Here is a 14,892-nt window from a genome sequence, read left to right as displayed (position 1 = left end):
GTCCCCATGCGGGACGGACGGGATTACGACATCGTGTTGTTCGGGGCCACCGGGTTCACCGGTGCGCTGACCGCCGAGTACTTGGCCGGTGCGCTCCCCGAGGGCTGCCGGCTCGCGCTCGCTGGGCGTAACCAGGGCAAGCTTGCTGACCTGCGGGGCAGGCTTGCCGCGATCAACCCCGCGTGCGGGGAGCTTGGCTTGCTCGAAGCGGATGTCACGCGGCCGGATTCGCTTGCCGAGCTCGCGCGGTCCGCGCGGGTGGTGATCAGTACGGTTGGCCCATACGTGCGGTTCGGTGAGCCGCTGGTGGCGGCCTGCGCCGAGGCGGGTACTGATTATCTGGATCTGACCGGTGAGCCAGAGTTTCCGGACCGGATGTACCTGCGGTATCACGAACGGGCGCGGCAGACCGGGGCTCGGCTGATTCACGCGGCCGGGTTCGAGTCGATCCCGCCGGACCTCGGCGCGTATTTCACGGTCCAGCAGCTGCCGGCCGATGTGCCCCTGCGGGTGACCGGTTCGCTGCGGATGAACGGCCGGTTTTCTGGTGGCACGCTCGCTTCCGCACTGACGGCGTTTGCCAGGGGGAAGCAGACGCTCAGCGCGGCGCGGGCCAGGGGCAGGCTGGAGCCGAAGCCTGCTGGTCGCAAGGTGGGCTCGACCGAGCTGTGGGTTTGTCGGGATCGCGAGCTCGGTGCCTGGTTGTTGCCGATGCCCACGATCGATCCGCAGGTGGTGCGGCGCTCGGCGCGGGCGCTGGATGCCTATGGTCCGGATTTCCGGTATGGCCACTTCCTCGCGGTGCGCCGGCTGCCGGTGGCCGCCGGTCTCGGGGTGGGGGCGGCGGGTGCGGTGCTGCTCGCGCAGTTGCCGCCGGTGCGCTCCTGGTTGTCCAACCGGCTGGCGCCGGGCGAAGGACCGAGCGCCGAGCAGCGGGCGCAGTCCTGGTTCAAGCTGCGCTTCGTCGGCGAAGGTGGCGGGCGCCGGGTGGTGACACAGGTCAGCGGGGGCGATCCGGGCTACTCGGAGACCGCGAAGATGCTCGCCGAGGCCGCGCTCTGCCTGGCGGTTGACGAGCTGCCGGAGACGGCGGGACAGGTAACCCCGGCAGTGGCGCTCGGTCAACCACTCATCGACCGCCTGCAACGCGCCGGCCTGACCTTCGAGATCCTGGACGAACGCGCCGCCTGACCTTGAAGAACGCGACCACCGAAAGTGACCGCAAGATCCCCAGGGAATGCGGTTACGGGGTGTCAGCGGTGGTGATTGCGTGGATGAAGGTGATCCACGCGCTGTTGGTGAAGTGGTGTGTGCCCGCGCTGGGGTTCTTGCTGTCGCGGAGGTAGTGCCCGCCGCTGGGGGCCGTGGCTACCTCGACGCAGTTCTCCGCGCCGGCGCTGAAGCTCGACTTCCGCCAGTGCAGGTTGCCGAGTTCCTTGTGGACAGCCATGTCGATCTCTCCTAGGTCAACTCTTTGATCCGTCGATTGATGAGCGCCAGTGTCTTGTCTGGGCTCAACGCTGCTGCGCGCAGGTTGTCGTAGGCAAGGTTGTACACGCGTACGTGTTCCCCGCCAAGGTAGTCACTGCCAGTTAGCCCTTCTGTGTACACGATTCCGGGGCGCCCTTCGATCAAGCTGATGATCGTGAACGGGGTGCCATGGCACGAATGGGCACCGCCGTCATAGGGCATGACCTGCAATGTCACGTTGGCTGCTGTGGCAAGCGACCTGACATGCTCCAACTGCTCGCGAAGCACCTCTCTGCTGCCGATTTCCCGGTACAGGGCTTCCTCGCCTACCACGAGCCAAATACGTGTGTTGGCGCTGATAAGCCGTTCGACGCGCCGAGTTCGTTCTTCGGCCATGCGTTCAACGTCGGCCTGAGAAACAACGACGGATCGTTCCAGGACTGCGCGTGCGTAGTTGATGGTCTGCACCGTGCCAGGAAACGAATCCGACAAGTGAAGTTTGATCTCGGCGGCAGCGGCCACGAGGTTCACGTATTTGGTCGCCCACTCGGGCACCCGGGAAGGCGGCAGTTTGCGCCGCGCTTCGGCTGCGAGCTGCTTGAGCACGCCTTCCCGATCCTTGGCGATCTCGTAAACCGCAACCGCTTTCGCCAGGTCCTTGTCGGTGACGCCCTTGTCGCCCTGCTCGACCTTGGACAGCTTGCCGGCATACCAACCGAGCTTCTTCGTGGCCTCGGTAGAGGAGAGTCCCTTGTCTTCCCGAGCGTCCCGCAGCGCCGCGCCAAGCAGGATTCGCTGCACGATCGGGCCTGGATCTTGTTCTGCCACCGTTGCAGTCTCCCGTATCGGACTTGACGCCACCAACCGTCCTCCTAATGGCGTAACTTACTCTGCCGAGTCTGTTCAACTGGAATTTCCGGTGTAATTTGTTCGGCATTGCATCTGGGTATGGGGATGGAGATGAATATGACGGCATCGTCCGCCGAGGTGGACCAGCAGGACGGGTCCCTGCTGGATCCCTCGGGTATAGAACCGCTGTGTGACGAGGAAGAGTTCGCCGCGGAGCTGGAGCGCATGGTCGCCCAGGAAGCGCCGAGGTTGTTCGCGATCGTGCAGGAGTACGGCGAGCGGGTGGATGCCCGCATCGCTGGCTGGGGTATGGCTTTCGAGGATCACGCCGAAGTGATCGCGGTCGGTCGCCGCGCGCGGTTGCGGTTGCGGTCCCCGGAGCGAGCGATGCGGTTGTTCGAGTTCGGTGCCCATATTCGGGCTCGCCTCGTGTGGTTCAACCGGGACGCGACGGGAAGTTGACGGATCAGCACACGGGAGTTGGAGGTAGTGAATATGTCAATTGCGAAACCGGAAGGCCGGCCTGGTTCGGTTGTCTTCCCTGCTTCGGACCAGTTCCCGCTCGGCCGCGCGTACGGTCGGGTGGACTCCACAGGCGAACCAGCTTCGACGGCCCGGCCGTTCGGACTCACACTGGGAGTCAGGCCGAAGCGGGTTGATCGGCTCAACCTCGCCGAGCTGTCCTACGACGAGGAAGCCCAGGTAGGGCTGCTCCGACATGGTGGCGAGCTGGTCCGCCTCGGAAGGCATACGGACGGGCAGACCAACACACAGACAAACAGCGACGGTCACCAGGGCTACGACTCGGACACCGATCACCGGGAGGACTAGCGATGAACCATGCGCGGTCCGTGGTGATCATGACCCACCGGTTCGATCCGACGGCGGACAGGGTGGTCGAGAAACTGAACGAACGCGAGGCGAACCTGTTTCGCTTCGACGCCGGCGACTTCCCGGAACAACTAATGGTCAGCGCGGAGCTGGCCGACGAGCAGTGGGAAGGTTCGCTGCGGACCGCGCGACGTTCGGTCGAACTTTCCAGGATTTCCGGCATCTACTACCGGCGGCCGACAAGCTTCCAATTCCACCCGGACATGTCCGAGAACGAGCAGCGCTGGGCAGCGGTTCAAGCCAGGATGGGTTTCGGTGGCCTGCTGTCGGCACTGCGCCCATGGCTCAACCATCCACACCGGATCGGGCTCGCTGAGTACAAGCCTGCGCAACTTTGCTACGCGCGCGATGTCGGGCTACGGGTACCTCGCACGCTGGTCACAAACGATGCTGACAAGGCACGGAACTTCGTTGCCGAACTTGGTAGGGCGGTCTGCAAGCCCTTTGGTGGCGCGGGGATCACCGATTCGGACGGTACCCGCCAGGTCTATGCGACCTTGGTTGTCCCCGAGCAGTGTGTGGATCAAAACATCGCCAGGACAATGCACCTGTTCCAGGAATGGGTGCCCAAGGTGCACGAGGTGCGGCTAACCGTCGTGGCGGACCAGTTCTTCGCTACGCGCATCGATAGCGGGTCTCCGGAGTCTTATCTGGATTGGCGTGCGGATTATGACTCGCTGACCTACTCGATTGTGCAGACGCCGAGTTCCATACGGTCTGCGGTTGGGAAGCTGCTGCGGCGGCTGGCCTCCGGTTCGCCGCCCTGGATTTCGTGGTTTCACCCAGCGGTGAGTGGTGGTTCTTGGAATGCAATCCCAATGGGCAGTGGGCATGGATCGAGGATGAAACCGGAATGCCGATCGCCAGCGCCATCGCCGACGCACTGGAAGGGGCCGCCAGCCGTGCTTGAGTCGCCGCAACTTCAGTCGGAGTTCGTGCACGATCTTGTTGACAGTGGCGCGCTCACTGATCCTGGTTGGATTGCCGCGTTCACCGAAGTGCCAAGGGCGGCCTTCGTGCCCTACTTCTTCGATCAGCAAGCGGGCATACCCGACTGGTTTCTTGTTGAGGCGGAAAGCGCCGAGTGGGCTGCCGGCGTCTACAGCCGCCGTGCCCTCATCACCCAGCTTGACGGCGATACGGGCAAGGCTTCCCAGGCGCGACAGAATGGCCGCGTCGACGGTATTCCGACCTCATCGTCGAGTTCCCCAACACTGATGGCCAGCATGCTGGAATCCCTCGACGTGCACGATGGACATACCGTGCTGGAGATCGGCGTCGGCACTGGTTACAACGCCGGCCTGCTCGCGCACCGCCTTGGGGCGGACAACGTCACAAGCCTTGACGTGGACGCGGCCTTGGTGAGTCTGGCCAGAACACGCCTCGACGTACTCGGATACCGGCCGCACCTCGAAGCGGCAGACGGCGCGAAGGGTTGTGCGGCAAGGGGGCCGTTTGACCGGGTGCTTGCGACCGTGGGCTTTGATCGGATACCCGCTGAGTGGATCGAGCAGACGAAACCGGGAGGCAAGATTCTCGTCCCGGTCGACCGGCATGGCACGGGCGGCTTACTCGCCCTGTTGACCGTTACCGAGGATGGCAAAGCCCAGCGAAAAAGGGCACAGGGCGGTTTCCTACCCGGCACAGGGTTCTTCATGCCGGTTCGCGCGAATCAAGGCGCGACGCCTAGCCGGGTTCCCTCGGTTGACCTTGACAAGTTGGCAAGTCGTCGGACCGAGTTGCCAGCCGACCTTGCTACGAGTCCCCGTGAGTCGTTCCAGTTCTTCGGCGCGCTGCTGGTTGGTGGATTCTCCTGGGTACAGTTCACGCCCAGGGACGGCGCCCCTACCGAGACTTGGCTGACGCAGCCGTCCGGCGCCTGGGTCTGCCATCGCACCGACCCGGATGGCATCCACCAGGTTTACCAGGGCGGGCCGCGCCGGCTGTGGGACGAGCTCGAATCGTCGTACCAGGAGTGGGTACGACTTGGCCGCCCGCAACGCCAGCGATTCGGGCTGACCGTGGACGGCACCGAGCACACCCTGTGGCTTGACCAGCCAGCCGGTGCGCACCAGTGGTCGCTTGTTCCCGGCAGCACCCCAGAACATCGCTAACCTTGAAGAACGCGACCACGGAAAGTGACCGCAAGATTCCTAAAGATCGCGATCCTGGGGCGCCGGCGACCACGAGAGACTCGCTAACCTTAAAGAACGCGGTTACTGAGTGACTGGTGAGGCGGGTCACGACGTACTGGCCCGGGTAGCTACTGCTTAAGTCGGTACGCCAGTCGCCTGACTGATGCCACCCGGTACCCGCGCTGCCTAACTTCGTACTCGACGAACACGCCAGTGCGAAGGAGGGCATCGTGGCAACCGACCAGCTGAATCTGGCGATCATCATCGGGAGTACCCGCAAGGGCCGGTTCGGTCCGACCGCGGCAACCTGGTTTGCTAACGAAGCGCGCCGGCAGACAGATATGCATGTTGATGTCATTGACCTTGCCGATACCCAGTTACCGGATACCATCGCCGACGCCGTGCCAGCCGAGGTCGATGAGCTGAGCCCGCGGTTGACCGCGGCGGATGCCTTTGTGGTGGTCACTCCCGAGTACAACCACAGTTTCCCCGCGCCGCTTAAAACCGCGATTGACTGGCACCACACGGAATGGCAGGCCAAGCCGGTTGGTTTTGTCTCTTACGGGGGTATCGCCGGAGGGCTGCGCGCGGTGGAACACCTCCGGCATGTGTTTGCCGAACTACATGCCACCACCGTCCGGGATTGCGTGGCCTTCGTGAATTTCTGGGAGCAGTTCGACGACGACGGTCGGCTGGTCGAGCAGGAAAAGGGAGCGTTCGCCGCGAAAGCGATGCTCGACCAGCTTGCCTGGTGGGGGCAGGCGCTCGCCGAAGCGCGAGCGAAACGCCCGTACACCAACTGATTGTGAAGGGGATCACCACATGTACGCGATTGAAACCAAAGGGCTGACCAAAGTGTTCGGTCAGCATCGCGCGGTAGACGGCGTGGACCTGGCGATACCAGCCGGCGGGGTATACAGCGTGCTCGGACCGAACGGCGCGGGCAAGACCACCACCATCCGGATGCTCGCCACACTGTTGCCTGTGGACGGTGGGCAGGCCACCGTGCTCGGTCACGACGTTGCTCGCGAGTCCGGCAAGGTCCGCGAACGGATCAGCCTCACTGGCCAGTACGCCTCGCTGGACGAGGACCTGACCGGCGTCGAGAACCTGGTGTTGATCGCCAGGCTGCTCGGCCATTCCCGAAGCTCGGCACAGCGCAGAGCGACCCAACTACTCGGCGCGTTTGGACTCAGCGAAGCGGGCGGCCGGCAGGTGAAAACCTACTCCGGCGGCATGCGGCGGCGAATCGACATCGCGACGAGCATTGTGAACACGCCCGATCTGCTCTTCCTCGACGAGCCGACGACCGGGCTGGATCCGCGTAGCAGGAACCAGGTCTGGGACATCGTGCGCGCACTGGTCAGCGCCGGCACCACCGTCCTGCTGACGACCCAGTACCTCGAGGAGGCCGACCAGCTCGCCGATCGGATAGCGGTGATCGACAAGGGCAAGGTGATCGCCGAGGGAACCCCAACCGAACTGAAGACCTCGGTGGGGTCCGGGGTGCTGCAGGTCCGCCTGCGCGATCCGGAGCGGCGCGGCGCGGCCGCCCAGCTCCTTGGCGCCGCGCTTGGTGCGCACGTTCAACTGGACACCGACCCGGCAGCGCTCAGCGTGCAGGTCGAGGACAACGACGTCGTGCCAAGGGCGCTGGCCGAACTCACGTACTCGGGAATCAGCATCGCCGACTTCGCGCTCGGTCAACCGAGCCTCGACGAGGTTTTCCTTTCGCTTACCGGAAATGCCAGCCAGCCCGCTGCCTGATTTCCGCGACAACCAGGGGAGAGACATATGACTACCACCGTGACCGAACCACCGGGCACCACCGAGGAACTGCACGAGGTACTCCGCGGCGGGGTGCGCACGAAGCGACCGAGCGCGCTGTCCGCCTCGCTCACGCATGGCTGGCGCGCCATGCTGAAGATCAAACATGTACCGGAACAACTGCTCGACGTCACGTTGTTCCCGATCATGATGACGGTGATGTTCACCTACATCTTCGGTGGCGCACTGGATGGCTCGGTAGGTGCCTACCTACAGTTCTTTATTCCCGGAATCCTGGTGCAGACGGTCGTGATGATCACGATGTACACCGGGTCCGGCTTGAACACCGATATCCAAAAAGGAATCTTCGACAGGTTCCGCTCGCTGCCAGCCTGGCGACCGTCCGCATTGGTCGGATCACTGCTCGGTGACGTGGTCCGCTACTTCGGTGCCTCCACGATCATCGTGCTGGTCGGACTGGTGATGGGCTACCGGCCAGAAGGTGGGTTGCTCGGCGTACTGATCGGTTTCGTGCTGTTGCTGGTCTTCTCGTTCAGCCTTTCCTGGATCTGGACGACGCTTGGACTGTTGCTGCGTTCGGAGAAATCCGTAACCGGGGTGAGCATGCTGGTGCTCTTCCCACTCACCTTCGTCAGCAACATCTTCGTCCGGCCGGAAACGATGCCCGAGGTGCTGCAGGCAATCGTTGCGGTGAACCCGATCACGCTGGTTGTGGACGCGGTACGCGGCGCGATGGGCGGCACGCTCACCGCCGGCCAGGTCGGCTGGGTGCTGATCGCATCGGCGCTACTGGTCGCGATATTCGCACCGCTGAGTATGCGGTTGTACCGGACGCGCAAGTAGCCAGCGCAGTCCCCGCGGAGGTGAGGCGAGCGATGTACGCGATCAGGTTGCACGAGTTCGGCGGGCCAGAACAGCTGAGCTACGAGCAGGTGCCCGATCCCATGCCCGGCCACGGTCAGCTGCGGATCGCCGTGCGGGCAGCCGGGGTACGCGGCGCGGATCTGGCCTTCCGCGCCGGCACGCTCGACTGCCCAGCCGCGGAGTTCCCGCTGGTTCCCGGCCAGGAAGTCGCCGGCGTGGTGGACGCGCTCGGCGCGGGGGTGCCGCCGTGGCTGCTCGGTCGCCGGGTTGTCACCCATCTCGGGTTGGCCACCGGCGGCTACGCCGAACTGGTCATCCGGGAAGCCGCGGCTGTGCACCCGATTCCGCAGGGGCTGAGCTCCGCGGCCGCGGTAGCGATGATCGAGACCGGCCGCAGCGCACTGAGCGCGCTGAACGCCGCCGCGCTCAGTGCGACCGACGTGGTGGCGGTGACCGCCGCGGCCGGTGCCCTTGGCTCGATGCTGGTACGTGGCGCGCGCGCCAGCGGCGCGAAAGTGATCGCGATCGTCGACGGACCGGTGAAACCCTCGGCGATCCGTGGTCTCGGCGCGAGTTTCGTCCTCGAGCACACCGCGGCCGACTGGCCGGCGGAACTGTCCGGTGCGGTGACCGCCGTGCTGGACAGTGCCGGTGGCGAGCAGGGAGCGCGGGCGTTCGACCTGCTCGCACCGGGCGGCCGGTTCGTCATGTGCGGCGCTGGCCCCGAAGGGCCGGCGGAACTGTCCACCCGTGCGGTGTTCGCGCGCGGCCTGACCGTGTGCACGGTGCCCTGCTCGGGCACGGGTATTCGAACCGCCGAAGCCCGCGCCTTGGCCACCGCGGTAACCGGCGGCCTGGTGCCGGCGGTGCAGTCATTTCCGCTCAGCGCGGCGGCCGAGGCGCATGACGCGCTGGCCACACGGGCGAGCTTTGGCAAGGTCGTGCTACGGCCATCGGTGCCTGCTGGGCAATTTGAGTAGAGTGACGGCATGCTGCACGGGCGGGAGGCGGAGCTTGGCGCGGTCGAGCAGTTGCTCGCGGACGCCCGCGCCGGGCGTAGCCGTGCGCTAGTCCTGCGCGGCGAAGCGGGCATCGGCAAATCCGCGATACTCGAGCGGGCACACGAGCTGGCCGGCGGTATGCGGGTACTCTGCGGAACCGGGATCGAGACCGAATCCGCCCTGCCGTTCGCCGGGCTGCATCTGTTGCTTCGCGGGCTCACCGACCGGGTTCGGGAACTGCCCGAGCCCCAAGCGGCGGCGCTGTGCTCGGCGCTGTCGCTGACACCGATACCGCGCAACGACCGCTACCTTGTCGGTGCCGCCGTGCTCACGCTGTTCGCGGAGCTCGCCGAGGAACGCCCCTTGCTGTGCCTTGTGGACGATGCACACTGGCTGGACCAGGATTCGGCCGAGGCACTGCTGTTCGTAGCGCGCAGGCTGGAAGCCGAGCAGGTTGCCCTGCTGTTCAGCGCGCGCGACCTTGATGGCCCACCGTTTCCAGCGCAGGGACTGGCTGAGCTACGGATGGCGCCGTTGTCCAGCGCCGCGGCCGATGGGTTACTGGACGACAGCGCAAGTGATCTACCGAAACACGTCCGAGTCCAGATCGTCGCCGCGGCGCAGGGAAATCCGCTGGCTCTGCACGAGTTTCCCGCCGCGCAGCGGGCCGGCCGGCTGTCCGCGCAGCCAAACGGCGTCACCCCGCTACCGATTCACAGCCGGATCCAGCAGGCCTTCGCCGACCGGATCAGTGACCTACCAGCGGCCACGCGAACCCTGTTGCTGCTCACCGCGGCGGACAGCACGGGGGAACCGGATGTGGTGTTACGCGCGGCGACAAATCTTGGCGCCGGTCTGGCGGACCTGGCGCCGGCCGAGCGGAACGAGATAGTGCGCTATGTGGACGGTCGGCTGGACTTTCGGCACCCGTTGATCCGATCCGCGGTCTACCAGGCTGCTTCCTCGCATGAGCGGATCACGGTGCATACCGAACTCGCGACGGCCTTCGGCGAGCTGGGGAACCCCTGCCAGCGGGCATGGCATCTAGCCGCTGCCGCAACGGGGCCGGACGAAGCGGTGGCCAGGGCGCTGGTCGAAGCTGCCGAAGCGGACCGAGCGTTTGGCGGCTACTCCGCGGTCACGGCAGCCTACGAGCGGGCCGCCGCACTCAGTCCCGATCCCGAAGCGCGCGGCTCACGGTTGCTCGCCGCCGCCTACGCCGCGTATGAAGCCGGTGAATCGGACCGGGTAATGGCTCTTGTGGACGAAGCGCAGTCCTATCTGCGGGATCCGACGCTGCGCGCGGAATGCGTTGCGTTGCGGGCGACGCTCGTTGACGAACTGAACCGGCCACTCGAAGCACACCAGATCCTGCTGGACGCCGGTATCGCCATTGCCGAGCACAACAAGGAAACCGCGAGCTGGATGTTGTTCTACGCGGTGGAAACGGCGTGGATGGCTGGCGATTTCGACGTCGCGGCCGATGTCGCGCGCCGCGCCGAGGAGCTCGAGCTGCCGGACGGTGGGCGCGAGGTGCGCTGGCTCAGTGCGGCCGCGGTTGGACTCAACGCGGCGGAACCCGCCGAGCTGGCCGAGGGCGTGTCCGCGCTCCGCGAGTTGATCGATAACGCGGTTGGTCCCGATATCCCAAGCGGGATCACGGTTTCCTGGTGGCAGCTGATGCTTGGCGACCACCGCACGGCTTACGAATGGGCGCTTGCCGCGGAACGGGAATGCCGGGAACAGGGCGCGGTTGGCTCGTTGCTCCCAGCCCTTGGCATTCTCACCCGCACGCAGTTACACCTCGGCCAGCGGCATAACGCCGTGGCCGGCGCGACCGAGGGACTGCGGATCGCGCGGGATATCGGCAGGGAGCAGGCCGGTACCTATCTGTCCACTGTGCTCGCTTTCGCGGCCGCGCAGGAAGGTGCGGAGCAGCGGTGCATTGAGCTGGTGGACGCGGCGCGCAAACCAGGGGTTGGGCACAGCTACGTCCGCGCTGGTTGTGCGCTCGGTTTGCTGGAAGTGGGACTTGGTCGTTACGAGGCGGTGTTCGACCGGCTGGCCGAGTTGGTCGAGGGGCCCAACCGGATGGATGCGCTCTCGGCGGTGCCGGACCTGGTCGAGGCGGCGGCGCGGCTGAACCAGCAGGATTGCGTGCGGGTTCCGGCCGCGCGTTATATCCGCTGGGCGGAGCTGGTCGAGCAGCCGTGGGCGCGCGGTGTCGGTGAGCGTTGCGCGGCGCTGCTCGGCTCGGATGACGAGGCCGAGGAGCGGTACATCGCCGCGGTGCTCGCCGGCCGCGAACCGGGCGGGCGCCCGTTCGAACTGGCGCGCACCGAACTGCTTTACGGCGAATGGCTGCGACGGCAGCGGCGGCGCGTGGACGCACGCCCAGTACTGCGTTCGGCCGCGGACGCATTTGAACGGCTCGGTGCCTCGCCCTGGCTGGCGCGGGCACAGAGCGAGCTGCGCGCGACCGGGGAAACGCTGGTGGCCAAGGAATCCGCACCCGATCTGCTCAGCAGGCTCACCCCACAGGAGCTACAGGTGGTCCGGCTGGCGGCGGATGGGCTGAGCAATCGGGATATTGGCGCGCAGCTGTTCCTCAGCCCGCGAACCGTGGGACATCACCTGTACAAAGCGTATCCGAAACTCGGCGTCACTTCCCGGAACGAGCTCGCCCGCATCGAGCTCGCCTCGTAAGCTCGTGTGCTCCGTGACCGCAACCTTTAGGGATCTTGCGGTGGCAGTTAGCGCATACCCGTGGTGGAGGAGGACAGCGAGCGCGGATCCCTGCTGGTCCACGCGCCGCGCTCCACGGTGCTGAGGAACCGGTCCACCGTCGCGTTGAACACCGCCGGCTCCTCGAGGTTCGCGGTATGCCCGGTGCGCGGCAGCACCGCGAGCCCAGCCGTGGGAATAGTGCGCTTGAGCATCAGATCCGGCTCCAGGCAGCCCTCGTCCTCGTCGCCAGTCAGGATCAGCACGGGCACCCGGATGGCGGCCAGTTCTTCGGTAAGCGCATACAACGAAGGTCGCCCGGACTGCACGCCACGCATCGTCAGCGCCGAACCCAGCGAGGAATGTTCCCCGAGCGCGCCGGCGAACTCCGCCCAACCACGCGGGTTCTTGTTCTGGAACTGCACGCGCGCCGGGCCGAGCGAGTACCGCTTCGCTACCTCGGCGGCACCCTCCTGTTCGAAGGCCGCCGCCGTGGCCGCGCATTCGGCGCGGAAGGACTCCTGCCGTTCCGGCTGTGCGCCGTACCCCGTGCCGGCGACCACCGCGGAGCGCACCAGCTCCGGATGCCGCAACGCGAGGTGCAGCGCGGTGAACCCGCCCATGGACAGCCCGACGATATGCGCGCGGTCGATGCCCACGCCCGCGAGTACCGCCACCGCGTCGGCGACCGCGCGATCCTGCGAGTAGGCGGTCTCCTCGGTGGGCACATCCGATGGCGGGTATCCGCGTGCCGCATAGGTGAGGCAGCGATGCGTCTGCGAGAAGTGTCGAACCTGCGGTTCCCAGCTGCGGTGATCGCCGGCGAACTCGTGGATGAACAGGATCGGCTCGCCGGTCCCGGTGTCCTCGACGTGCAGTGCAACGCCGTCGTCAGTGCTGATTGTGGTCACCGCGATTGTCCCTTCCGTGTTGTGCATGACTGCGTAGTGCATGACTGCAGTTGTAACGGAATCGCTAAAGCACCTCGTAGCCCGAAGTTAGCCGTTGAAATATGGTATACCAGCTGATATACCAAATGTCACCACGGTGTGCCCGATTGACTCTGCCCCTGGCGGCTAGGAGGCGTGGCTATGAAAACCGGTGATCAGGTAGTGCAGGAGCTGCCCTGGCGATGGAAAACGCAGGGCGTGATCTTCTTGATCGGTGGCCTCGGGTTCATGTTCGACGCCTGGGATGTCACCCTGAATGGTTTCCTGATGCCGCTCGTCGCCGCGGAATGGGGACTGTCCACAGGGGAAGCGGCGTGGGTCAGCACGTCCAACCTGATCGGGATGGCGCTCGGCGCGTTCCTCTGGGGCGGTATCGCGGACATCGTCGGGCGCAAGCGCGCGTTCAGCCTGACCTTGCTGATGTTCTCCCTGTTCTCCGTTGCCGGCGCGCTATCGCCGGACTTCATTACCTTCTGTGCCTTCCGCTTCCTCGCCGGTGTCGGGCTGGGCGGGTGCATCCCGGTGGACTATGCGCTGGTCGGCGAGTTCACCCCGGCCAAGGTGCGCGGCAGGGTGCTGACCGCGATGGACGTGTGGTGGCCGATTGGCGCCACGCTGTGTGGTGTGGTTTCCACCGCGCTGCTCACCGTTACGTTCATCGATAACTGGCGGATGATGCTGCTGATGATGGTGCTGCCGGCGCTGCTGTTGTTCTGGATCAGGCTCTCGGTCCCCGAATCGCCGATGTACTTGGTCCGGCGTGGACGTGGCGAGGAAGCGCGCAAGGTGATCCAGCAGATGATCGAGCGCACCGGTGCCACGGTTGGCGAATGGCGGCTACCCGAGGCGCAACCCGCGCCGCGCCTCACAGTGTCCAATGTGGCCAAGCAGTTGAAGGGGCTGTGGCGGTTCAGCCCGAAGATCACCTCGGTGTCCTGGGCGCTCTTCCTGACCGTGTTCCTGTTGTACTACGGGGCGTTGACCTGGCTGCCGAGCATCCTGACCGAACAGGGCTACGGCGAGTACGCCGCGTTCATGGTCACCACCCTGATGACCGCGGTCGGCATCATCGGCGTGCTGGTATCGGCCTGGTTGGTGGACCTCATCGGGCGGAAGTGGGTGATCGGGCTCTCCGGGCCGCTCGCCGCCGTCGGGCTGGTGCTGTTCGCGGTGCAGCTGGACGTGCCGACCGCGGCGAAATGGTGGATCGGGATCTTCGGTTTCGTCGTCGAGCTGACCATTCCCGCGTTGTACGCCTATGTTTCCGAGCTGTACCCGACCGCGCTGCGTGCCAGTGGGTTCGGCTGGGCTTCGACGGTAAGCCGGATCGGCGCGGGATTCGTGCCGCTGATCTTCGGTTCGCTGCTGTGGCCGCATCTTGGGCTACCGCTCACCTTCCTGGTGATCGGTGTGCTGCTTGGTCTCGCGGTGTTGTGGATGGCCGTGGCCGCACCGGAGACCAAGGGGCGTGAGCTGGACGAGATCGGCTCCGAGCCGCCCACCCAGGACGCCGTGCACTAACCGTGCCAGCGCGCGACGCAAGCACGCGCCGTGACCGCGTTCTTTAAGGTTAGCGAGGTTCAGGGGCGGTCCAGGTGGCTGACGTGCATGATGTGCTGGTAGGTGGCGGTGGACGCGGCATCGGCGTTACCCGCGCGCAGTGCGTCGATGATCTTGGCGTGCTGCGCGACTGACTCCTGCCGGGTACGCGCGACCTTCGGGCCACCGCGCAGCGAATGCCAGAGCAGCCGCATCAGCGAGAGCAGCAGGGGTGAGTGCGCGTGCTCGTAGATGACAAAGTGGAACTCCCTGTTCAGCTCGGCATAGCGCGGATCGTCCTCGGCGAGTTGCCGCATCTCCTCGTTCAGCCGCTCCAGGGTGGCTATCGCTTCCTGGTTGATCTTTGGCGCCGCCATCGAAGCACCAAGCGACTCGAGTACCGCCCGGATCAGGAAGTTCTCCTCAGTCGGCCCGAGTTCCGCCTCCACCACGGTGAATCCGCGGTGCGCATCACCAACCAGCAGACCCTCGGACTCCAACCGGCGCATCGCCTCGCGCACCGGCGTCTGGCTGACCTGGAACCGAGCGGCCAGATCCCGTTGCCGCAGCTGCTTACCTTCCGGCAGCTCTCCCGTAATGATCATCTCGCGAATGAGCGCGACGACCATATCCGTCTTGCTCACGAAACTAACTGGCTGCCCGCTATCCGGACTGGACATC

At 65.5% G+C, this 14,892-nt stretch carries 14 protein-coding genes; 10 read left to right on the top strand and 4 right to left on the bottom strand.

What is annotated here, in order from left to right:
• The first annotated feature begins 6 nt into the window (after nt 1-6).
• Nucleotides 7-1,191, top strand: coding sequence for a saccharopine dehydrogenase family protein (locus tag EV191_RS04995; protein ID WP_132875579.1), 1,185 nt, complete (start codon nt 7-9; stop codon nt 1,189-1,191).
• A 52-nt stretch (nt 1,192-1,243) separates the two neighbouring features.
• Here EV191_RS04995 and EV191_RS04990 read toward each other — a convergent pair whose 3' ends face one another.
• Both EV191_RS04990 and EV191_RS04985 read right to left on the bottom strand, forming a co-directional pair.
• Nucleotides 1,244-1,450: a DUF397 domain-containing protein gene (locus EV191_RS04990; protein WP_132875578.1), complete on the bottom strand. Its 207-nt coding sequence runs from the start codon at nt 1,448-1,450 to the stop codon at nt 1,244-1,246.
• 11 nt (nt 1,451-1,461) lie between these two features.
• Nucleotides 1,462-2,298: a helix-turn-helix domain-containing protein gene (locus tag EV191_RS04985; RefSeq protein WP_165912822.1), complete on the bottom strand. Its 837-nt coding sequence runs from the start codon at nt 2,296-2,298 to the stop codon at nt 1,462-1,464.
• A gap of 138 nt (nt 2,299-2,436) precedes the next feature.
• Here EV191_RS04985 and EV191_RS04980 point away from each other — a divergent pair, with 138 nt between their 5' ends.
• The 8 genes from EV191_RS04980 (at nt 2,437) to EV191_RS04940 (ending at nt 11,704) form a co-directional block, all read left to right on the top strand.
• Entirely contained in the window at nt 2,437-2,781 is a 345-nt protein-coding gene (locus EV191_RS04980; protein WP_243658748.1) for a hypothetical protein, read from the top strand.
• Between the two features lie 33 nt (nt 2,782-2,814).
• Nucleotides 2,815-3,150: a putative ATP-grasp-modified RiPP gene (tgmA, locus tag EV191_RS04975; protein ID WP_132875576.1), complete on the top strand. Its 336-nt coding sequence runs from the start codon at nt 2,815-2,817 to the stop codon at nt 3,148-3,150.
• Between the two features lie 2 nt (nt 3,151-3,152).
• Complete coding sequence (locus EV191_RS30315; RefSeq protein WP_207894389.1) at nt 3,153-5,324, top strand: MvdC/MvdD family ATP grasp protein; 2,172 nt, start codon at nt 3,153-3,155, stop codon at nt 5,322-5,324.
• Nucleotides 5,325-5,575: 251 nt separating this feature from the next.
• The gene (locus EV191_RS04960; RefSeq protein ID WP_165912820.1) at nt 5,576-6,148 is read left to right on the top strand and encodes an NADPH-dependent FMN reductase; all 573 of its coding nucleotides are present in this window, start codon (nt 5,576-5,578) and stop codon (nt 6,146-6,148) included.
• A gap of 19 nt (nt 6,149-6,167) precedes the next feature.
• Nucleotides 6,168-7,112 carry an ATP-binding cassette domain-containing protein gene (locus tag EV191_RS04955; protein ID WP_132875573.1) on the top strand — a complete coding sequence of 315 codons (945 nt, stop codon included), beginning with the start codon at nt 6,168-6,170 and terminating at the stop codon, nt 7,110-7,112.
• 27 nt (nt 7,113-7,139) lie between these two features.
• A complete protein-coding gene (locus tag EV191_RS04950; protein ID WP_132875572.1) occupies nt 7,140-7,976 on the top strand; it encodes an ABC transporter permease in 837 nt (278 codons plus the stop codon).
• Between the two features lie 32 nt (nt 7,977-8,008).
• Nucleotides 8,009-8,977: a zinc-binding dehydrogenase gene (locus EV191_RS04945; protein ID WP_132875571.1), complete on the top strand. Its 969-nt coding sequence runs from the start codon at nt 8,009-8,011 to the stop codon at nt 8,975-8,977.
• A 9-nt stretch (nt 8,978-8,986) separates the two neighbouring features.
• Nucleotides 8,987-11,704, top strand: coding sequence for an ATP-binding protein (locus EV191_RS04940; RefSeq protein ID WP_132875570.1), 2,718 nt, complete (start codon nt 8,987-8,989; stop codon nt 11,702-11,704).
• A gap of 47 nt (nt 11,705-11,751) precedes the next feature.
• On the opposite strand, the gene EV191_RS04935 is transcribed toward EV191_RS04940, so the two are convergent.
• The gene (locus EV191_RS04935; RefSeq protein WP_243658747.1) at nt 11,752-12,675 is read right to left on the bottom strand and encodes an alpha/beta fold hydrolase; all 924 of its coding nucleotides are present in this window, start codon (nt 12,673-12,675) and stop codon (nt 11,752-11,754) included.
• 138 nt (nt 12,676-12,813) lie between these two features.
• On the opposite strand from EV191_RS04935, the gene EV191_RS04930 reads away from it, so the two are divergent.
• Complete coding sequence (locus EV191_RS04930) at nt 12,814-14,193, top strand: MFS transporter (RefSeq protein ID WP_132875569.1); 1,380 nt, start codon at nt 12,814-12,816, stop codon at nt 14,191-14,193.
• A 59-nt stretch (nt 14,194-14,252) separates the two neighbouring features.
• Here EV191_RS04930 and EV191_RS04925 read toward each other — a convergent pair whose 3' ends face one another.
• Nucleotides 14,253-14,891 (bottom strand): GntR family transcriptional regulator, encoded by a 639-nt coding sequence (locus EV191_RS04925; RefSeq protein ID WP_132875568.1) that lies wholly within the window; start codon nt 14,889-14,891, stop codon nt 14,253-14,255.
• Nucleotide 14,892 lies beyond the last annotated feature (1 nt).

Origin of the sequence: Tamaricihabitans halophyticus (genome assembly GCF_004340875.1) — a bacterium.
GTDB classification, from domain to species: Bacteria; Actinomycetota; Actinomycetes; order Mycobacteriales; family Pseudonocardiaceae; genus Tamaricihabitans; species Tamaricihabitans halophyticus.
This window is presented reverse-complemented; position numbering and strand designations above follow the sequence as displayed.